Annotated in this window: 14 protein-coding genes; 5 read left to right on the forward strand and 9 right to left on the reverse strand. The window is 53.0% G+C overall.

Going from position 1 to position 20,580, the window contains the following annotated elements; translation table 11 throughout:
• Positions 1-92 precede the first annotated feature (92 nt).
• From glpC to glpA, 3 genes are read right to left on the reverse strand one after another with little or no spacing between them, the layout of a single operon-like run.
• Entirely contained in the window at positions 93-1,283 is a 1,191-nt protein-coding gene (gene glpC / locus F4V72_RS16605) for an anaerobic glycerol-3-phosphate dehydrogenase subunit GlpC (RefSeq protein WP_023248486.1), read from the reverse strand.
• The gene (gene glpB / locus F4V72_RS16610; RefSeq protein ID WP_023248485.1) at positions 1,280-2,539 is read right to left on the reverse strand and encodes a glycerol-3-phosphate dehydrogenase subunit GlpB; all 1,260 of its coding nucleotides are present in this window, start codon (positions 2,537-2,539) and stop codon (positions 1,280-1,282) included. Before glpB ends, glpC begins: the two co-directional genes overlap by 4 nt.
• Positions 2,529-4,157 (reverse strand): anaerobic glycerol-3-phosphate dehydrogenase subunit A, encoded by a 1,629-nt coding sequence (gene glpA / locus F4V72_RS16615; protein WP_136058170.1) that lies wholly within the window; start codon positions 4,155-4,157, stop codon positions 2,529-2,531. Before glpA ends, glpB begins: the two co-directional genes overlap by 11 nt.
• A 272-nt stretch (positions 4,158-4,429) precedes the next feature.
• Between glpA and glpT the strand changes: the two genes are divergently transcribed.
• Both glpT and glpQ read left to right on the forward strand, forming a co-directional pair.
• Positions 4,430-5,788: a glycerol-3-phosphate transporter gene (gene glpT, locus F4V72_RS16620; protein WP_000948741.1), complete on the forward strand. Its 1,359-nt coding sequence runs from the start codon at positions 4,430-4,432 to the stop codon at positions 5,786-5,788.
• Between the two features lie 5 nt (positions 5,789-5,793).
• The gene (gene glpQ, locus F4V72_RS16625) at positions 5,794-6,864 is read left to right on the forward strand and encodes a glycerophosphodiester phosphodiesterase (protein ID WP_000858946.1); all 1,071 of its coding nucleotides are present in this window, start codon (positions 5,794-5,796) and stop codon (positions 6,862-6,864) included.
• A 115-nt stretch (positions 6,865-6,979) separates the two neighbouring features.
• Here glpQ and F4V72_RS16630 read toward each other — a convergent pair whose 3' ends face one another.
• Complete coding sequence (locus F4V72_RS16630) at positions 6,980-7,858, reverse strand: LysR family transcriptional regulator (protein ID WP_023248483.1); 879 nt, start codon at positions 7,856-7,858, stop codon at positions 6,980-6,982.
• A 161-nt stretch (positions 7,859-8,019) separates the two neighbouring features.
• Here F4V72_RS16630 and F4V72_RS16635 point away from each other — a divergent pair, with 161 nt between their 5' ends.
• Positions 8,020-9,210, forward strand: coding sequence for an MFS transporter (locus F4V72_RS16635; RefSeq protein WP_053507749.1), 1,191 nt, complete (start codon positions 8,020-8,022; stop codon positions 9,208-9,210).
• A gap of 1 nt (position 9,211) precedes the next feature.
• Here F4V72_RS16635 and yfaE read toward each other — a convergent pair whose 3' ends face one another.
• The 4 genes from yfaE to ubiG form a co-directional block, all read right to left on the reverse strand.
• Positions 9,212-9,466, reverse strand: coding sequence for a ferredoxin-like diferric-tyrosyl radical cofactor maintenance protein YfaE (gene yfaE / locus F4V72_RS16640; protein WP_000533921.1), 255 nt, complete (start codon positions 9,464-9,466; stop codon positions 9,212-9,214).
• A complete protein-coding gene (gene nrdB, locus F4V72_RS16645; protein ID WP_023248481.1) occupies positions 9,466-10,596 on the reverse strand; it encodes a class Ia ribonucleoside-diphosphate reductase subunit beta in 1,131 nt (376 codons plus the stop codon). Before nrdB ends, yfaE begins: the two co-directional genes overlap by 1 nt.
• Positions 10,597-10,708: 112 nt before the next feature.
• The gene (gene nrdA, locus F4V72_RS16650) at positions 10,709-12,994 is read right to left on the reverse strand and encodes a class 1a ribonucleoside-diphosphate reductase subunit alpha (protein ID WP_063390642.1); all 2,286 of its coding nucleotides are present in this window, start codon (positions 12,992-12,994) and stop codon (positions 10,709-10,711) included.
• Positions 12,995-13,349: 355 nt separating this feature from the next.
• A complete protein-coding gene (gene ubiG, locus F4V72_RS16655) occupies positions 13,350-14,078 on the reverse strand; it encodes a bifunctional 2-polyprenyl-6-hydroxyphenol methylase/3-demethylubiquinol 3-O-methyltransferase UbiG (protein ID WP_023248479.1) in 729 nt (242 codons plus the stop codon).
• Positions 14,079-14,224: 146 nt separating this feature from the next.
• Between ubiG and gyrA the strand changes: the two genes are divergently transcribed.
• Together gyrA and rcsC are read left to right on the forward strand one after the other, a co-directional pair.
• The gene (gene gyrA, locus F4V72_RS16660; RefSeq protein WP_001281275.1) at positions 14,225-16,861 is read left to right on the forward strand and encodes a DNA topoisomerase (ATP-hydrolyzing) subunit A; all 2,637 of its coding nucleotides are present in this window, start codon (positions 14,225-14,227) and stop codon (positions 16,859-16,861) included.
• 117 nt (positions 16,862-16,978) lie between these two features.
• Positions 16,979-19,825 carry a two-component system sensor histidine kinase RcsC gene (rcsC, locus tag F4V72_RS16665; RefSeq protein WP_053530057.1) on the forward strand — a complete coding sequence of 949 codons (2,847 nt, stop codon included), beginning with the start codon at positions 16,979-16,981 and terminating at the stop codon, positions 19,823-19,825.
• A gap of 103 nt (positions 19,826-19,928) precedes the next feature.
• Here rcsC and rcsB read toward each other — a convergent pair whose 3' ends face one another.
• Positions 19,929-20,579 carry a response regulator transcription factor RcsB gene (rcsB, locus tag F4V72_RS16670; protein ID WP_001061919.1) on the reverse strand — a complete coding sequence of 217 codons (651 nt, stop codon included), beginning with the start codon at positions 20,577-20,579 and terminating at the stop codon, positions 19,929-19,931.
• Between the last annotated feature and the right edge of the window lies 1 nt (position 20,580).

The following is a 20,580-nucleotide window of genomic DNA, read 5'->3' on the forward strand; positions in this document are numbered from 1 at the left end:
GGGCATACGCAAAAGAGCGGGACGCAGCTTACGCTTATCGGCGCCTGTGGTCTTTACAGGGCTGATAAGCGTAGGCCGCACCCGGGAATGCTTTAACCCAACGCTTTTGCCAGTAGCGTAATGGGATGTTCGCAGCGTTTGCTTGTAGACATCTCAATCTGCCACTTACAGGTTTCACAATCGGTGACAACAAGGTCGGCGCCGCTCTCTTCAATCTGGCGGAACAGCGGTGCGCCGATGGATTGCGATGTCGGATAGTTTTCCTTTTTAAATCCGTACGTACCGGCAATGCCGCAGCACTGTGAATCAAGTACTGTCAATTCAAGCCCCGGAATTTGACGCAACAGTTCAAGCGTGTAAAGCGTCCAGCCCATTTTTTCCATATGACACGGCGTATGGTAGACCACTTTCAGCGGCAAAGGGTTAAGCGGCAGCGTTTTCCCGGCATCCAGTTTGCGCCATAGCCAGCGGGTGGCCAGCTCGATATGTTCGCGTAGCCCGGCGTTGTCCACGTCCAGCACTTCAGGATATTCATCGCGCAACGCAAACGTACAGGTCGATGACGTGGCGATGACCGGAATACCTTTGACGGCAATCGCCTCGCGTAGCGATTCCACATTGCTGATAGCCTGTTTGCGAGCTTTATCCGTAAAACCGTTAGCGATCAGCGGCACGCCGCAGCACTTCTCTTTACTCAGTAGTTGTACGCCGGTGCCCATTGCGTTCAGCACTTTAATCAGATCTTTTCCAAGTTGCGGATGGTTGTAATTCACAAAACAGCCGTGAAAAAAGGCGACCTGATCTTTGTATGTGGCCTGTTGCGCCGCCACGCTACGATACCAGCGGCGGAAGGTGCCGAAAGAGTATTTTGGTAAGGTGCGGCGATGATCGATTTTTAGCGCATAATCAAGCAACTGGCGCACCGGCTTTAATGCGGTGGCGGTATTGACCACCGGCGCGAACGGCGTTGAAACGCTGCCCATGAGATCGGTATGGCTGAGAATAAAGTTACGCAATGACGGGCGCGTTGTATCGTATTTCGCGCGGGCGCGCTGGATGATATCGCCGATCTTCACGTCCGACGGACAGGCGACCTCACAACGTTTGCAGTTAATGCAATATTTCAGCGCCTCATCATACAGTGTACCGTCTTTCAGACGCAGACGCTCGCCATCCGGTCCGGCCTGTTTAGGACCAGGGTAGCCAGGATTAACGCGGCTGACCGGGCACGCGGTGGTGCACACCGTACATTTAATACAACTTTCAAAACGTGTGTCGCTCATTGCTGTTCTCCTGCACGCTCGGCGATATGGTGCGCGGCGTGGAGGGCGCTGACTGCGCAGACGCCGCCGCCGCATCCCTGGGCTATAGGGTCGAACCCCGCCAGCACAGAACCTATTGCATACAGATTTTCTACCGTGTTACCCGCAAGGGAGGGGCGGAAAGCGTCATCCGTCACGACGCCAAACTGCTGCCAGGGCTGTGGGTCGAAGAAATGTTGTTGATACCATTCGGCGCGGGTGGCCGTTTGTTGTACGTCGAGTCCTAAAATAGGTTCGCGGATCTCTTTACGCTCAGCAACCAGGCCGCTACTAAAGAAGCTACCGCTGGCAAGTACGGCAAAACGCGGACGCAGTGGGATATCGGCATGGTTTCGTGTCCATATTTCGCTCACGATACCGTGACGGCAGGTGACTTTCTTCACTTCATCGCCTGGCATCCAGATGCCGCCCTGACGAGCAAACTGGCGCTGGAGCTGATTGTGCAGACGTATACCGAGCACCGACGGCGGCAGCGTCGGCAACAGCGTGAGCGCGCAGGGCAGGCGTTCGTTAAGCCAGCGCCACAGCCTATCGTTCGCCAGCCCGAAACAGGCGGGCATGATGATCATGTCGCAGTTTGTCGCTATCGGTGATAGCGCGTCGTAAAGCAGTGGCCATTTTTCTTCGTTATCAAGCAGACGCGCGATATTGACCGCACGAAATTCCGTCGGGTTATCACGCAGTACGTCCAGTTCCGGAAGGTCGATTTCTGCGGTTTCGACGTTGAGATCGCGTTGGCGCAGCGACGCTGCCGCAAGGTGCGCCTGGAAATCCAGTAATCCACTAACGCCGACGACGCAAATTCGCTGTGCGGATAACGGCCAGACCGGCACTTCAGGCGAGCTAAGCCAGGTTGAACGCAATGTGCCAAGCGGTGTTACACGCTGGTGCGCCTGCTGTACGTCACCGTATAACTGCGCGCCGCTGGCGTTAAGTAGCGTTTGCGCCTGTTGCGCCAGCGTAAGGACTTTTTGCGTGCCCAAACGCGAATAAGGATGTTCAGGCGCCTGGCGGCGCAGCGCATCAAGCCCGGCGGTAATCTCGGTCACCGGTTGGCCGTCGGGCAGGGCGCTGAGCAGATCCAACGAGCCAGAGGAAAAATGCAGCGCGCTTTGTCCGCGAGTGACAATGGCGCAACGTAATCCATGCTGCTGGAGTTGCAGTCCGCATAGCAAACCGGCGAGACCGCCGCCCATAATAACCGTATCAAATTTCATCCTGGTGCTCCTTCTCCAGACCGCATAATCCCTGATAAACCCAGCGCGTGAATTCGCTTTCGCGCAGTGCGTCTCCCCAGGCGACAGGTTGTACGCCCTTCCAGCGTTCATTCAGAAACTCAGAGAGTTGCGTAATAGATTGCGCCGCGGTCGTCACATTAAAACGCTGCAGCAGCCCGGCTGCGCGGCAGGCGCACAGTTCGCCCTGGCAAGTGCCCATGCCTACGCGGGTGCGACGACGCAGATCCAGCAGGCTATTCACGGTTAAGTTTTCGACGGCATACTGCACTTCACCGGCCGTGACGGCCTCGCATTCACAGACCAGGCTACGGTGTTGGCGGCCTTCACTCAGCCATCCCGGCGTGCGATCGCCATGCCGATAAACCGCCGATCCGCGTAGCGGCGCGGGAAGCGAGATAATGCGTTTCAGCGTATGTTCCGTAGACTCTTTTGAGCCAGGCAACGGCGTATCCGCCGTGATGCAGGGGCGTGTATTGCCCAACTTGCGGCACACGGCGTCGGTGGCCCATTCCGCCATCAGGCGGTAAGTCATTAGCTTCCCGCCGGTAATGGTAATGAAGCCTTCAAGCCCGTCGCGCTCGGCGTGGTCGAACAGCACAATACCGCGGCTGACGTTACGACCGCTGGGATCGTCATCGCTGGCCACCAGCGGGCGGACGCCGGAATAAGCGCGCAGAATACGCGTCTTCGCCATGACAGGGGCCAGTTTTTCCCCTTCACGCAGCAGGATATCTACTTCATCTGCGGTAACGCGGTTGCTGTCTATCTCATTGTAATCAATATGGGTAGAGGTGGTGCCGATCAGTGAAATCGTATCGCCAGGTACCAGAATGTCGGCATCCGATGGTTTCCGGCAGCGGTTAATCACATGCTGGTTGATCCGATGGTCCATGATCAACAGCGACCCTTTTGCCGGGAACATGCGGATACTCAGGTCGGCGTATTCGGCGATCCGTTGTCCCCAGATACCTGCCGCATTGACCACCACCGGCGCATGAAGCGTCTGGGTTTCGCCAGTGAGATGGCTGCGCACATGAACACCGCAGACTGTTGCGCCTTCACGAATGAGCCCGGTTACTTCATGCGCTGTTAACACGATTGCGCCATGTTCTCTGGCATCCAGCATATTGGCGGCGGTAAGGCGGAAAGGGTCCACGGTGCCATCCGGCACTTTTACCGCGCCGATGAGCGCAGGATTAACGGAGGGCTCAATGATGCGCGCCTGCTGCGGATCGATGGCTTCAGCGCGAATGCCTGCCGCTTCACAGGCGTGAATAAAGGTGGCCTGAAACGCAAGATCATCTTCCGGTAACGTAATAAACAGACCATCCGTCGGTTCGACGCAATGGCGGGCGATCCGTTTTAAGATCTGGTTTTCACTAATGCACTCGCGCGCGGATTCCGCGTCAGTAACGGCATAACGAGCGCCGCTGTGCAGCAGCCCGTGGTTACGCCCGGTTGCGCCGGTCGCAATATCATGCCGCTCCACCAGGGTGACACGTAAACCGCGCAACGCGCAGTCGCGTGCGATCCCTGCGCCTGTTGCTCCACCGCCAATGATAATCACGTCACTTGCTTGCGAGTCACGAGTTTTCATTGTTTTTCCTCACAGTTCGTTTTTTATCATTTAGCCATACAAATCATATGGAATGTTTGATTTCGCGCATAATCGCTCATTATTCGAAAATGAAACGTGATTTCGTGCGCTTTTCTGAACATTATTCATAAATCTGTAACAATATGTGCTGTAATTCACATTCATGAGACAGATCTTTACTTAACATCGCGGCCACACTGGGAACAGCGGGGTCGTTTGAACGAACTGCGGTGTTTATCTCTAAATAAAATACGGGCCACGGAGGCTACAATATGTTGAGTATTTTTAAACCAGCGCCGCATAAAGCGCGCTTGCCAGCGGCGGAGATTGATCCGACCTATCGCCGGTTACGCTGGCAGATTTTCCTGGGGATATTCTTTGGCTATGCCGCGTATTATCTGGTGCGCAAGAACTTTGCCCTCGCGATGCCCTATCTGGTAGAGCAGGGTTTTTCGCGCGGCGATCTGGGCTTTGCGCTATCCGGGATTTCCATCGCTTATGGTTTTTCGAAATTTATAATGGGGTCGGTGTCCGATCGCTCGAATCCGCGCGTTTTCCTGCCGGCAGGGTTGATTCTGGCCGCAGCAGTCATGCTGTTTATGGGTTTTGTGCCGTGGGCGACGTCCAGCATCGCCGTGATGTTTGTGTTGTTGTTCCTTTGCGGCTGGTTCCAGGGGATGGGGTGGCCGCCGTGCGGTCGAACGATGGTTCACTGGTGGTCGCAGAAAGAGCGCGGCGGCATTGTGTCAGTCTGGAACTGCGCGCATAACGTCGGCGGCGGGATCCCACCACTGCTGTTTCTGCTGGGGATGGCGTGGTTTAACGACTGGAAAGCGGCGCTCTATATGCCAGCCTTTGGCGCGATTGTGGTGGCGTTGTTCGCTTTCGCAATGATGCGCGATACGCCGCAATCTTGCGGTCTGCCGCCTATCGAAGAGTATAAAAACGACTATCCTGACGACTACAACGAAAAAGCGGAAGAAGAGCTCACCGCGAAGCAAATCTTCATGCAGTACGTATTGCCGAACAAATTACTGTGGTATATCGCTATCGCCAACGTGTTTGTCTACCTGCTGCGCTACGGTATCCTCGACTGGTCGCCAACGTACCTGAAAGAAGTGAAGCATTTCGCTCTGGATAAATCCTCCTGGGCATATTTCCTCTATGAATATGCCGGTATTCCAGGCACCCTGCTGTGCGGCTGGATGTCAGACAAAGTATTCCGCGGCAACCGTGGCGCGACGGGCGTATTCTTTATGACCCTGGTCACTATTGCGACCATCGTTTACTGGATGAACCCGGCTGGCAACCCAACCGTTGATATGATTTGTATGATTGTTATCGGCTTCCTGATTTACGGTCCGGTGATGCTGATTGGTCTTCATGCGCTGGAACTGGCGCCGAAAAAAGCGGCGGGTACGGCGGCGGGCTTTACTGGTCTGTTTGGTTATCTGGGCGGTTCTGTCGCCGCAAGCGCCATTGTGGGTTATACCGTTGACTTCTTCGGTTGGGATGGCGGCTTTATGGTGATGATTGGCGGCAGCATTCTGGCGGTAATCCTGCTGGTGGTCGTGATGATTGGCGAAAAACGCCATCATGATGAGCTGCAGTTAAAACGCAACGGAGGCTAATAAACATGAAAACCACACTGAAAAACCTTAGCGTGGCACTGATGTTGGCAGGAATGGCAATCGGAAGCGGTGCCGTGGCGGCTGAAAAAGTCGTCATTGCCCACCGTGGCGCCAGCGGTTATCTGCCGGAGCATACGCTACCGGCGAAAGCGATGGCGTATGCGCAAGGGGCAGATTACCTGGAACAGGATTTGGTGATGACAAAGGACGACCATCTGGTCGTCCTCCATGACCACTACCTTGATCGGGTGACTGACGTCGCTGACCGTTTTCCGGACCGGGCGCGTAAAGATGGGCGTTATTACGCTATCGATTTTACCCTGGACGAAATTAAATCCCTGAAGTTTACCGAAGGGTTTGATATTGAAAACGGCAAAAAAGTACAAACTTATCCGGGGCGTTTCCCGATGGGAAAATCTGATTTCCGCATTCATACCTTTGAAGAGGAAATTGAATTCGTTCAGGGATTAAATCACTCTACCGGTAAAAATATTGGTATTTATCCGGAAATTAAAGCACCGTGGTTCCATCATCAGGAAGGGAAAGATATTGCCGCGAAAACGCTGGAAGTGCTGAAGAAGTATGGTTATACCGGCAAGCAGGATAATGTCTATTTGCAGTGTTTTGATGTCGCTGAGCTGAAACGTATTAAGAATGAACTGGAACCCAAAATGGGGATGGATCTCAATCTGGTTCAGCTTATTGCGTATACCGACTGGAATGAAACACAGCAGAAACAGCCGGATGGTCGTTGGGTGAATTACAACTACGACTGGATGTTTAAGCCGGGCGCCATGAAGCAGGTGGCGGAATATGCGGACGGTATTGGTCCGGATTACCATATGTTGGTTGCGGAAGGCTCGACGAAAGGGAACATCAAGCTGACTGGAATGGTGCAAGACGCGCATCAGAATAAGATGGTAGTTCATCCTTACACTGTGCGTGCCGATCAATTGCCAGACTATGCCACAGATGTCAATCAGTTGTACGATATCCTGTATAACAAGGCGGGGGTCGACGGGCTGTTCACCGACTTCCCGGATAAGGCGGTCATGTTCCTGCAAAAAAATGATTAAAGGTATGCCATAGTAGAAGTGAAGCGCCGGATGAGGGCATAAACGCCTCATCCGGCCTGGCGCAACGTTCGCCAGCGTAGGTCTGGTAAACGCAATGCCATCAGGCGGTGTTGTTTTATAGCAAGCCCTCATCGGTCAGTGTTTCCATACATTTTTGCAATAAAAATAGCGGACTTCCTTCTACCGGCGGTTCTTTTGCTAACAGGGAAATTTGTCGATAAAAGGTGGGTTCCAGCGCCACGGAACATAATTTTCCTGCCGTGGCTTTTAAGGTTAACTCTGGCAATAAGGCGATGCCTAATCCCTGTCGAATAAAACTCAGCGCAGTATCGGGATGGTTAAATTCATATTTAAATATCGGCTCAATACCCTTTTCTTTAAACAATGCCATAATGCTTAACTCATAACGACCTTTACTGACAATTAGTGGTTCGTCCATCAGTTCTTCGACCGTTACTGTACTGTTAGTCGACAGGGGATGATTTTCAGGCACTACTACGGTGAATTTATCCCGGTAAATGGGGACACAATACATACCGTTGACCGGAAAAGGAACGAAACCGGCATCAATACTTCCGTCCTGCAGCGAATCAATAATAGCCGTACTGTTCTCTTCATAGGGGATAATTTTTACATTTGGATGATGGCTTTCAAAATAGCGAATTACGCCAGGTAAAATACAGGCGCAGGCGCTGGGAAAACAGCCAATCCGTAGCGTACGGGCCGGGTTCTTTTTTTCTTGTTCGGCAATCTCTTTTACCGCGTTGACGTCGCGCTGGATCGCGCGTAAATGCCTGACGATGCGGCTACCGGCGGCGGTAAGCTCAATCTCTTTGCGACGATCACGAATCAATATGCCAACGCCGAGTTCCTCCTCAAGCGCGGAGATAGCCTGGCTGACGGCGGATTGCGTCATGTATAGCCGCTTGCTGGCCTCGGTAAATCCGCCGTACTCCAGCACGGCAAGCAGGGCGTGGATTTGGGTTAATGTCATTAGTAAAACCTAATTAATATAATTAAAACGATTAATTTCTCTAATAGAGTGCGCTTGTTTATACTGACATTCTATCGAATACATCACATTTTGACGCACCTGATAGGTGTTCAGTTGAGCTGAGCGTTGCCTGCGTGCGCCATCTGAACGGGTCGTTAAGAATGAAAGAAAAATTATGGACGAAGGATTTTTGGGCGATAACCCTGGTCAGCTTTATTGTCTTTTTTGTTTTTTACGTACTGCTGACGCTATTACCGATATATATTTCTGACCGCCTGCATGCTTCTGCGGATAAGGCCGGATTATTAGTGACATGTTTCCTGGCTGCGGCAATTGTTATTCGGCCGTTTGCCGGACAGTGGGTGGGAAAATATTCGAATAAAAAGATTCTGATGCTCTCTTCTCTGGCTTTTTTGGTGATTACCGCGCTGTATCCGGTTTGCCATTCCATCGAGTCGCTGCTCTTTATCCGCGTACTTCATGGGATTACGTTTGGTGTTATTACCACGGTAAAAGGAACTATTTCAGCGCGGTTGATTCCGGCCTCCCGACGTGGAGAGGGCATCAGCTTTTTCTCTTTAGCAATGGGCCTGGCGATGGTCGTAGGACCGTGGATCGGTTTGAATATGGCTCGCTGGAACGCGTTCACCGCCGCATTCTGGCTCTGTACCGCTGTAGCGGTATTAGGGATTGTGCTTTCCCTGATTGTGACGGTCCCTCCGGTAATCCATCATGCCGATGGTTCCAGGCCGAATCTGGGTTTTACCGCGATGTTTGACCGCGCCGCCTTGCCTTTTGCGCTGGTCACCTTTTTCATGACCTTCTCCTATGCGGGCGTGTCGGCTTTCCTGGCGCTGTACGCTCGTGAGCTGGATTTAATGGCGGCGGCCAGTAATTTCCTGCTGTGCTACGCTATTTTCCTGATGATATGCCGTACCTTCACCGGGAATATTTGCGATAAAAAAGGTCCGAAATATGTTGTTTACCCATGCCTGTTGGTCTTTACCATCGGCCTGCTGGCGCTGGGCTACACCAATGGCAGCATCATAATGATGATTTCCGGCGGTTTAATCGGTATCGGCTACGGTTCGGTTACGCCGGTTTTCCAGACGCAAATTATCAGCTCGGTTGAACCGCATAAAATCGGTGTAGCGAATTCACTGTTCTTTAACGCGATGGACGCCGGAATGGCGATTGGCGCCTTTATTATGGGAATGATGGTTGAGCCGGTTGGCTATCGTATGATTTATGTTGCTGGCGCGGTGCTGGTGATACTCGCTGGCGCACTGTATGCCGTGCAGATGAAAAAACGTGGCGCGATGCCTTTGGTTTCCACCAGCGAGTTGCACTGAGTTACATCTCGATTTCGATATCGCCTTTTGCCCTGCAGCAGCAGGGCAGAATTTCTCCCGGCTGGATAAACGCTAAAGGTTCCGTAATCCAGTCAACCTGACCGGCAACCAGTCGGGTACGACAGGAGCCGCAATATCCTTCGCGGCACTGATACTCTACCTCAACGTTATGCGATTCCAGCGCGGCCAGCAGAGAAGGGTGTTCATCCTGGCACAGCAGTTGTGTGCCAGTGATGCGCAGCGTGACGCGTCCCATCAGAGCTGGAAATTGCTCAGATCGTCGGTATCGACTTCCGAATCGATTTGTCCGACCAGATAAGAGCTAACTTCCACTTCCTGTGGCGCGACCTGAACGTTATCGGACACCAACCAGGTATTGATCCACGGGATTGGGTTAGAGCGGGTCTGGAACGGCAGATCCAGTCCCACCGCCTGCATACGAATGTTAGTAATATATTCAACGTATTGACACAAAATATCTTTATTCAGGCCGATCATCGAACCGTCGCGGAACAGATAGTCCGCCCACTCTTTTTCCTGCTGCGCCGCCTGTACGAACAGGTCATAACATTCCTGTTTACACTCTTCGGCGATTTCCGCCATCTCCGGATCGTCCACGCCGCTACGCAGCAGGTTCAGCATGTGTTGCGTGCCGGTCAGATGTAGAGCTTCGTCACGGGCGATCAGACGGATAATTTTGGCGTTACCTTCCATCAGTTCACGCTCGGCAAATGCGAAAGAGCAGGCGAAGCTGACGTAGAAGCGGATGGCTTCCAGCGCATTGACGCTCATCAGGCACAGGTAGAGCTTCTTCTTGAGTTCACGCAGGCTCACGGTAATGGTTTTGCCGTTCACCGTGTGCCTGCCTTCGCCCAGCAGATGCCAGTAACTGGTCATCTCGATAAGTTCGTCATAGTAGGCAGAGATACCTTCGGCGCGCTTCTGAATTTGCTCATTAGTCACGATATCGTCAAAAACAACCGCCGGATCGTTGACGATATTACGAATAATATGGGTGTAAGAGCGCGAGTGAATCGTCTCGGAAAACGCCCAGGTTTCTACCCACGTCTCCAGCTCCGGGATAGAAATGAGCGGCAGCAGGGCTACGTTCGGGCTACGTCCCTGAATGGAATCCAGCAGCGTCTGGTATTTGAGGTTGCTGATGAAGATATGTTTTTCGTGCTCCGGCAACGCCTGATAGTCGATACGGTCGCGGGAGACGTCGACTTCCTCCGGACGCCAGAAGAAAGAGAGCTGTTTTTCGATCAGTTTTTCGAAGATGTCATATTTCTGCTGGTCATAGCGTGCAACGTTGACCGGCTGGCCAAAGAACATGGGTTCTTTGAGCTGATCGTTTTTCGTCTGTGAAAAAGTGGTGTATGCCATTGAAGTGAATCCTTTATGGGATGAGCGCCGGATGGCGGCGCAAGCGCCTTATCCGGCCTACAAACCGTACAATCGTAGGCCGGGTAAGCATCGCGCTACCCGGCACTATTCATCAGATCTTACAAGCGCCGCTTTCGCAGCCATCGTCCTGAATAGAAGGCGCCAGATCGTCCTGCGCATCTTCCGCGCCGTCGCGGGTATTTTGATAGTACAGAGTTTTCACGCCAAACTTATATGCGGTGAGCAAATCTTTCAGCAGTTGCTGCATCGGCACTTTTCCTGACGGGAAACGCGACGGATCGTAGTTGGTATTGGCGGAAATCGACTGGTCGATAAACTTCTGCATAATACCGACAAGTTGCAGATAACCGTCGTTGTTCGGCATCTCCCACAATAGCTCGTAAGCGTCTTTCAGATGCTCATAATCCGGCACGACCTGACGCAAAATACCGTCTTTCGAGGCCTTGATGCTGACGTAGCCGCGCGGTGGTTCGATACCGTTGGTGGCGTTGGAGATCTGGGACGACGTTTCCGACGGCATTAGCGCCGATAGCGTGGAGTTACGCAGACCGTGGGTTTTGATCGATTCACGCAACTGTTCCCAGTCGTAGTGCAGCGGCTCGTTGACGATCGCATCCAGATCTTTTTTGTAGGTGTCGATCGGCAGAATGCCTTTTGCATAAGTGGTTTCGTTGAACCACGGGCAGGCGCCTTGCTCTTTCGCCAGTTCGTTGGACGCTTTAAGCAGATAGTACTGAATCGCTTCGAAGGTTTTATGCGTCAGATTATTGGCGCTGCCGTCGGAATAACGTTTACCGTTTTTCGCCAGCCAGTAGGCGAAGTTAATCACGCCAATGCCCAGCGTACGGCGGCCCATTGCGCCGCGTTTGGCGGCCGGAATCGGGTAATCCTGATAATCGAGTAGCGCATCCAAAGCGCGTACTGCCAGAATAGCCAGTTCTTCCAGCTCGTCCAGGGTTTTAATGGCACCCAGGTTGAATGCAGACAGCGTACACAATGCAATTTCGCCGTTTTCATCGTTGACATCGTGTAGCGGTTTAGTCGGCAGGGCAATCTCCAGACACAGGTTAGACTGGCGTACCGGGGCGACAACCGGATCGAACGGACTGTGAGTATTGCAGTGGTCAACGTTCTGGATATAGATACGGCCGGTAGAGGCGCGTTCCTGCATCATCAGCGAGAACAGTTCGACCGCTTTCACACGCTGTTTGCGGATGCTGTCGTCGTTTTCATATTTCACGTACAGGCGTTCGAACTCCTCCTGGTCGGCGAAGAATGCATCGTACAGCCCAGGCACGTCGGAGGGACTGAACAGCGTAATGTCGCCGCCTTTCAGCAGACGGGTGTACATCAGTTTGTTGATCTGTACGCCGTAATCCATGTGACGTACGCGGTTGCCTTCCACGCCGCGGTTGTTTTTCAGCACCAGCAGGCTTTCAACTTCCAGATGCCACATCGGGTAGAAGAGCGTTGCCGCACCGCCGCGCACGCCGCCCTGCGAGCAGGATTTCACCGCCGTCTGGAAGTGTTTGTAGAACGGGATGCAGCCGGTGTGGAAGGCTTCGCCGCCGCGAATCGGGCTACCCAGCGCACGGATGCGGCCCGCGTTGATACCGATACCGGCACGCTGGGAAACATATTTCACAATGGCGCTGGAGGTGGCGTTGATGGAATCCAGACTGTCGCCGCACTCGATCAGTACGCAAGAGCTAAACTGACGGGTCGGGGTACGCACGCCGGACATGATGGGCGTCGGCAGCGAGATTTTGAACGTAGAGACCGCATCATAAAAACGTTTTACATAGTCAAGACGCGTTTCACGCGGATAGTTCGAGAACAGGCAAGCGGCCACCAGGATATAAAGGAACTGAGCGCTTTCATAGATTTCGCCGGTCACGCGGTTCTGCACCAGATATTTACCTTCCAGTTGCTTAACGGCAGCATAGGAGAAGGTCATATCGCGATCGTGAACGATAAACGAATCCATCTGCTTGAACTCTTCTTCCGTGTAGTCTTCCAGCAGATGATTGTCGTATTTGCCAAGCTCAACCATTTTTACCACATGGTGGTAAAGCGCGGGCGGCTCAAACTGGCCGAAGGCTTTCTTACGCAGGTGGAAAATCGCCAGGCGCGCGGCCAGATATTGATAATCCGGCGCATCGCGAGAGATCAGATCTGCGGCGGCCTTAATAATAGTTTCATGGATATCGGAGGTCTTAATCCCATCATAAAACTGAATATGCGAGCGTAGCTCGACCTGAGAAACCGATACGTTGTTCAGTCCTTCTGCCGCCCAATCAAGAACGCGATGAATTTTGTCGAGATTGATGCGCTCAGTACGGCCGTCACGCTTTGTCACCAGCAGACTCTGATTCATGTGGTTTTCTACCTGTTTACCTGTCCGTGAAAGAAATAATATCCCCCGCTTATCCACAACGCCACATTGTGACTAACTCTGTGGATAAATACTATATATAGGGGGTGATCGATAAATGAAACGCTATATGGTGAGTATTCTAGTAGGGATTCTTTTGAGTACAAGAGTTGATTTTGGCGTTAAATTGCGGTTGCAAAAGAGTAAGAATCGCTAAATGCGCGTCTGATAAGGCCTGGAGAGGATGTCAACAATTCATAAAAAAAAATCAAAATTTGATCGAGTGCTGATTTCTTCATCGAAGAGAAAGATTGCGCCCGATGATCTGACGCAACCTTCATAAGAAAATTCTTTGACGTCACGCTTTTTTGGCGCGGGTATGCAACATGTAGTTAACGTCTACCCCGGGGCCGAGTTTAAAAGTATTGGTAATCGGGTTGTAGTGCAGCCCGGTGATATGTTGCTCCTTCAGGACGGTCTCATCTACCCAGCCTAACAGTTCAGCGGGCTTAATGAATTTCTTCACGTCGTGGGTGCCTTTTGGCACCATGCGCAGAATATACTCAGCGCCGACGACCGCCATCAGCCAGGATTTTCCGTTGCGGTTCAACGTTGAGAAAAACACCTCGCCGCCGGGTTTAACCAGTTGGGCGCAGGCGTGGACGACCGATTGCGGATCGGGAACGTGCTCCAGCATTTCCATACAGGTGACGACGTCGTACTGCTGAGCGTGTTTTGCCGCATGCTCCTCAACCGTCTCCTGCACGTACTCTACCTTGATACCGCTTTCCAGCGCATGCAGTTTGGCGACCTGCAAAGGCTCAAAGCCCATATCCAGCCCGGTAACGGTAGCGCCTTCGCGCGCCATGCTCTCCGCCAGAATACCGCCGCCGCAGCCGACATCGAGCACCTTTTTACCGAACAGGCCGCCGGAACGTTCGGCAATGTAGCCCAGACGCAGCGGGTTAATACGGTGCAGCGGCTTAAATTCGCCTTCCAGATCCCACCAGCGTGACGCGACTGCTTCAAATTTGGCAATTTCTTCATGGTCAACGTTATGGCGTTCCGGCGCTTTTTCGGCATTCATAGGGGCTTCTACTCCTTATTTAGCAAGACGAATAAGTATATCAGGCATTCCCGGCGAATAAACGGTATTGGTTTACCTCAATCAACGCGGTTGTGTTATAATTTGCGACCTTTGAATCCGGGATACAGTAGAGGGATAGCGGTTAGATGAGCGACCTTGCGAGAGAAATTACACCGGTCAACATTGAGGAAGAGCTGAAGAGCTCCTATCTGGATTATGCGATGTCGGTCATTGTTGGCCGTGCGCTGCCGGATGTCCGAGATGGCCTGAAGCCGGTACACCGTCGCGTACTTTACGCCATGAACGTATTGGGCAATGACTGGAACAAAGCCTATAAAAAATCTGCCCGTGTCGTTGGTGACGTAATCGGTAAATACCATCCCCACGGCGATTCCGCAGTGTATGACACCATCGTTCGTATGGCGCAGCCATTCTCGCTGCGTTACATGCTGGTGGATGGTCAGGGTAACTTCGGTTCTATTGACGGCGACTCCGCGGCGGCAATGCGTTATACGGAGATCCGTCTGGCGAAAATCGCCCACGAACTGATGGCCGATCTCGAAAAAGAGACGGTGGATTTCGTGGATAACTATGACGGCACGGAAAAAATTCCGGACGTCATGCCGACCAAAATTCCGAATCTGCTGGTCAACGGTTCGTCCGGTATCGCAGTAGGTATGGCGACGAATATCCCGCCGCACAACCTGACGGAAGTGATTAACGGCTGCCTGGCGTATATCGACAACGAAGACATCAGCATTGAAGGGCTGATGGAACATATTCCGGGGCCAGATTTCCCGACGGCGGCCATTATCAACGGTCGTCGCGGTATCGAAGAGGCCTACCGCACCGGTCGCGGTAAAGTGTACATCCGCGCCCGTGCGGAAGTTGAAGCTGACGCGAAAACGGGCCGTGAAACCATCATCGTGCACGAAATTCCCTATCAGGTGAACAAAGCGCGCCTGATCGAGAAAATCGCCGAGCTGGTGAAAGATAAACGCGTGGAAGGCATCAGCGCGCTGCGTGACGAATCCGACAAAGACGGGATGCGCATCGTGATTGAAGTGAAACGCGATGCGGTGGGCGAGGTGGTGCTTAACAATCTCTACTCCCAGACCCAGCTACAGGTTTCCTTCGGTATTAACATGGTGGCGCTGCATCACGGCCAGCCGAAGATCATGAACCTGAAAGATATCATTTCAGCGTTCGTGCGCCACCGCCGTGAAGTGGTGACGCGTCGTACTATTTTTGAACTGCGTAAAGCCCGTGACCGTGCGCATATCCTTGAAGCTCTGGCGATTGCGCTGGCGAACATCGACCCGATCATTGAGATGATCCGTCGTGCGCCAACGCCGGCGGAAGCGAAAGCGGCGCTGATCTCGCGTCCGTGGGATCTGGGCAACGTCGCTGCAATGCTGGAACGCGCCGGTGATGACGCGGCGCGTCCGGAATGGCTGGAGCCAGAATTTGGCGTGCGTGACGGTCAGTACTACCTGACTGAACAGCAGGCGCAGGCGATTCTGGATCTGCGTTTGCAGAAACTGACCGGCCTGGAGCATGAGAAACTGCTCGACGAATACAAAGAGTTGCTGGAGCAGATTGCTGAACTGCTGCACATTCTGGGCAGTGCCGATCGCCTGATGGAAGTGATCCGCGAAGAGATGGAGTTAATTCGCGAGCAGTTCGGCGATGAGCGCCGTACCGAAATCACCGCCAATAGCGCCGATATTAATATCGAAGATCTGATTAGCCAGGAAGATGTTGTCGTGACGCTGTCTCACCAGGGTTACGTCAAATATCAACCGCTGACGGATTACGAAGCGCAACGTCGCGGCGGGAAAGGTAAATCTGCCGCGCGTATTAAAGAAGAAGACTTTATCGATCGTTTGCTGGTGGCCAACACCCATGACACCATCCTCTGCTTCTCCAGCCGGGGCCGTCTGTACTGGATGAAGGTCTATCAGTTGCCGGAAGCCAGCCGTGGCGCGCGCGGTCGTCCGATTGTCAACCTGCTGCCGCTGGAAGCCAACGAACGTATCACCGCGATTCTGCCGGTTCGTGAGTACGAAGAAGGCGTGAACGTCTTTATGGCGACCGCCAGCGGTACCGTGAAGAAAACGGCGCTGACCGAATTCAGCCGTCCGCGTTCCGCCGGTATTATCGCGGTGAACCTCAACGACGGCGACGAACTGATTGGCGTTGACCTGACTTCTGGTTCTGACGAAGTCATGCTGTTCTCGGCCGCGGGTAAAGTGGTGCGCTTCAAAGAAGACGCCGTCCGTGCGATGGGGCGTACTGCGACCGGTGTGCGCGGTATTAAGCTGGCGGGAGACGATAAAGTGGTCTCTCTGATCATCCCACGCGGCGAAGGCGCTATTCTGACCGTAACGCAAAACGGCTACGGGAAGCGTACCGCAGCGGACGAGTACCCGACCAAGTCTCGTGCGACGCAGGGCGTTATCTCTATCAAAGTGACTGAGCGCAACGGTTCCGTTGTCGGCGCGGTACAGGTAGACGATTGCGACCAGATCATGATGATCACGGATGCCGGTACTCTGGTGCGTACCCGTGTGTCCGAGATCAGCGTAGTCGGACGTAATACCCAGGGCGTTATCCTTATCCGCACGGCGGAAGATGAAAACGTGGTGGGTCTGCAACGCGTTGCTGAACCGGTAGATGACGAAGAACTCGACGCCATCGACGGCAGCGTGGCGGAAGGGGATGAGGATATTGCCCCGGAAGCGGAAAGCGATGACGACGTTGCGGATGACGCTGACGAGTAATGTTATTGCTGTGCGAGGGCCGGATATCCGGCCCTTTTTCTTTGCCGTTGCGGGCTACGTCATTTACCGCTACCTTAGTCACACTCTATTTACATCCTGAGGCGGAGCTTCGCCCCTTTGAAATACCTTGCTTCCTTTCGAACCACGCTGAAGGTCTCACGCTACTTATTCAGAGCGTTGGCGTTACTCATTTGGCTCTTAATCGCCTTTGTTTCGGTGTTTTACATCGTCAATGCCCTGCACCAGCGGGAGTCTGAAATTCGTCAGGAGTTCAACCTTAGCTCCGATCAGGCGCAGCGTTTTATCCAGCGCACGTCGGACGTGATGAAAGAGCTCAAATATATCGCCGAGAACCGTTTAACGGCGGAAAACGGCGTCATGTCGTCGCGTGCGCGTGATGACAAAATGGTGGTGCCGGATTTTGAACCGCTATTCGCCGACTCTGACTGTGCGGCAATGGGCTCCGCCTGGCGCGGTTCGCTGGAGTCACTGGCCTGGTTTATGCGTTACTGGCGCGACAACTTTTCTGCGGCGTATGATCTTAACCGCGTTTTCCTGATTGGCAGCGATAATCTCTGCATGGCGAATTTCGGCCTGCGTGAAATGCCCGTGGAGCGCGATGATGCGTTAAAAGCGCTGCATGAGCGGATTATGAAATACCGCAACGCGCCGCAGGAAGAAAGTGGGAATAACCTTTTCTGGATAAGCCAGGGCTCGCGTCAGGGCGTGGGCTATTTTTATGCGCTGACGCCGGTGTATCTGGCCAACCGTCTGCAGGCGCTGCTGGGCGTCGAGCAGTCCATCCGCATGGAAAATTTTTTCACGCCGGGCAGTTTGCCGATGGGCGTCACCATTATTGATGAGAACGGCCATTCGCTGATTTCATTGACCGGTCCTGATGGCAATATTAAAGCGGAACCGCGCTGGATGCAGGAGCGTTCCTGGTTTGGTTATACGCCGGGTTTTCACGAACTGGTTCTTAAAAAAAGCCTGCCGCCATCCTCGCTGAGTATTGTCTATTCTGTGCCGGTAGATTTAGTCCTGGAGCGTATTCGTATTCTTATCCTGAACGCTATCCTGCTGAACGTGCTGGTGGGCGCAGGGCTGTTTACGCTTGCGCGGATGTATGAGCGGCGCATTTTTATTCCGGCGGAGAGCGATGCTCAGCGTCTGGAAGAGCATGAACAGTTCAACCGTAAAATCGTTGCCTCTGCGCCGGTGGGGATCTGTATTCTGCGCACTATTGATGGTGTCAATATTCTGAGTAACGAACTGGCGCACACCTATCTGAACATGCTCACGCATGAAGACAGACAGCGCCTGACGCAAATCATTTGCGGCCAGCAGGTCAACTTCGTTGATGTATTGACCAGTAATAATACCAATTTGCAAATTAGCTTCGTACATTCCCGCTATCGCAATGAAAACGTTGCGATTTGCGTGTTGGTAGACGTGAGCACACGCGTCAAAATGGAAGAGTCGCTGCAGGAGATGGCGCAGGCGGCGGAGCAGGCGAGCCAGTCTAAATCCATGTTCCTTGCGACCGTCAGTCATGAATTACGCACGCCGCTGTACGGTATCATCGGTAATCTCGATCTGCTCCAAACCAAAGAGCTGCCAAAAGGCGTGGATCGTCTGGTCACAGCGATGAATAACTCCTCCAGTCTGTTGTTGAAAATTATCAGCGACATTCTCGACTTCTCGAAAATCGAGTCGGAACAGCTAAAGATTGAGCCACGCGAATTTTCACCACGAGAGGTAATGAATCATATCACCGCCAATTATCTGCCGCTGGTGGTGCGTAAGCAGCTCGGCCTGTATTGTTTTATTGAGCCTGACGTGCCGGTATCGCTGAACGGCGACCCGATGCGTTTACAGCAGGTCATTTCAAACCTGTTGAGCAACGCCATTAAGTTTACCGATATTGGCTGCATCGTGCTGCATGTGCGCTGTGACGGCGATTATCTCAGCATTCGCGTGAGGGATACCGGCGTCGGTATTCCGGCGAAAGAGGTGGTTCGCCTGTTCGATCCCTTCTTCCAGGTGGGCACCGGCGTACAGCGTAACTTTCAGGGGACCGGTCTGGGGCTGGCGATTTGCGAAAAATTGATCAGCATGATGGACGGCGATATTTCCGTCGATTCAGAGCCCGGCATGGGAAGCCAGTTTACGCTGCGCATCCCGCTTTATGGCGCGCAATACCCTGTGAAAAAGGGTGTGGAAGGACTCGCCGGAACCTGCTGTTGGCTGGCGGTGCGCAATACTTCTTTGTGCCAGTTTATTGAGACCAGTCTGGCGCGTAGCGGCGTTCATACGCAGCGTTATGAAGGACAAGAACCCGCCGCGGACGATATTTTGATTGTCGATGATGCGCTGGAGCATACCTGGCAGGGGAGGGCGGCGGTCGTCTTTTGCCGCCGTCATATCGGGATTCCGTTGGAAAGAGCGCCGGGCGAGTGGGTGCATAGTGTAGCGTCGGTGCATGAGTTGCCCGCGCTGTTGGCGCGTATCTATAGTATTGAGCTGGATAGTGAAGCGCTTTCCAGCGCATTGCCGACGGCGGATAAAACCGCAGATTCAAATGACGACATGATGATTCTGGTCGTTGACGATCATCCGATCAATCGCCGTTTGCTGGCCGATCAACTGGGATCACTGGGGTATCAGTGTAAGACAGCCAATGATGGCGTGGACGCCCTGAATGTGCTGAGTAAAAATTCTATCGATATTGTTCTGAGCGATGTGAACATGCCGAACATGGACGGCTACCGCCTGACGCAGCGTATCCGTCAGCTTGGGCTGACGCTGCCGGTAGTCGGCGTGACGGCGAACGCGCTGGCGGAAGAGAAACAACGTTGCCTGGAGTCCGGTATGGATAGCTGTTTGTCGAAGCCTGTGACGCTGGATGTGTTGAAACAGACGCTGGCGGTATATGCCGAGCGGGTACGTAAAACGCGGGTATAAAAAATGCCGGATGGCGGCGTTGCCTGATCCGGCCTACAAAAGATGCATCAATTGGTAGGCCTGATAAGCACAGCGCCATCAGGCATAGTAACCTGAAAGCGATTTATTCTTTGTCTGTCGGACTCAGAGTGACGGAAGAGAGATAGTTGAGCAGCGCGATATCATTCTCTACGCCCAGTTTCATCATCGCCGATTTCTTCTGGCTGCTGATGGTCTTAATACTGCGGTTGAGCTTCTTGGCGATTTCGGTGACCAGGAAACCCTCGGCGAACAGGCGTAATACTTCGCTCTCTTTTGGCGACAGGCGTTTATCCCCGTAACCGCCAGCGCTGATTTTCTCCAGCAGACGAGAAACGCTTTCCGGGGTGAATTTTTTGCCTTTTTGCAGCGCGGCCAGCGCCTTAGGCAGATCGGTCGGCGCACCCTGTTTGAGTACAATCCCTTCAATATCGAGATCCAACACGGCGCTCAGAATCGCCGGATTGTTGTTCATGGTCAGAACGATAATAGACAGGCTCGGAAAATGACGCTTGATGTACTTGATCAAGGTGATCCCATCGCCGTATTTATCTCCCGGCATGGAGAGGTCCGTGATCAATACATGCGCATCTAATTTCGGCAAGTTATTGATCAATGCTGTGGAATCTTCAAATTCGCCGACAACATTCACCCACTCGATTTGTTCAAGTGATTTGCGAATACCGAACAGTACAATCGGGTGGTCATCGGCAATAATTACGTTCATATTGTTCATG

The sequence above is a fragment of the Salmonella enterica subsp. diarizonae genome, from assembly GCF_008692785.1.
Classification (GTDB): Bacteria; Pseudomonadota; Gammaproteobacteria; order Enterobacterales; family Enterobacteriaceae; genus Salmonella; species Salmonella diarizonae.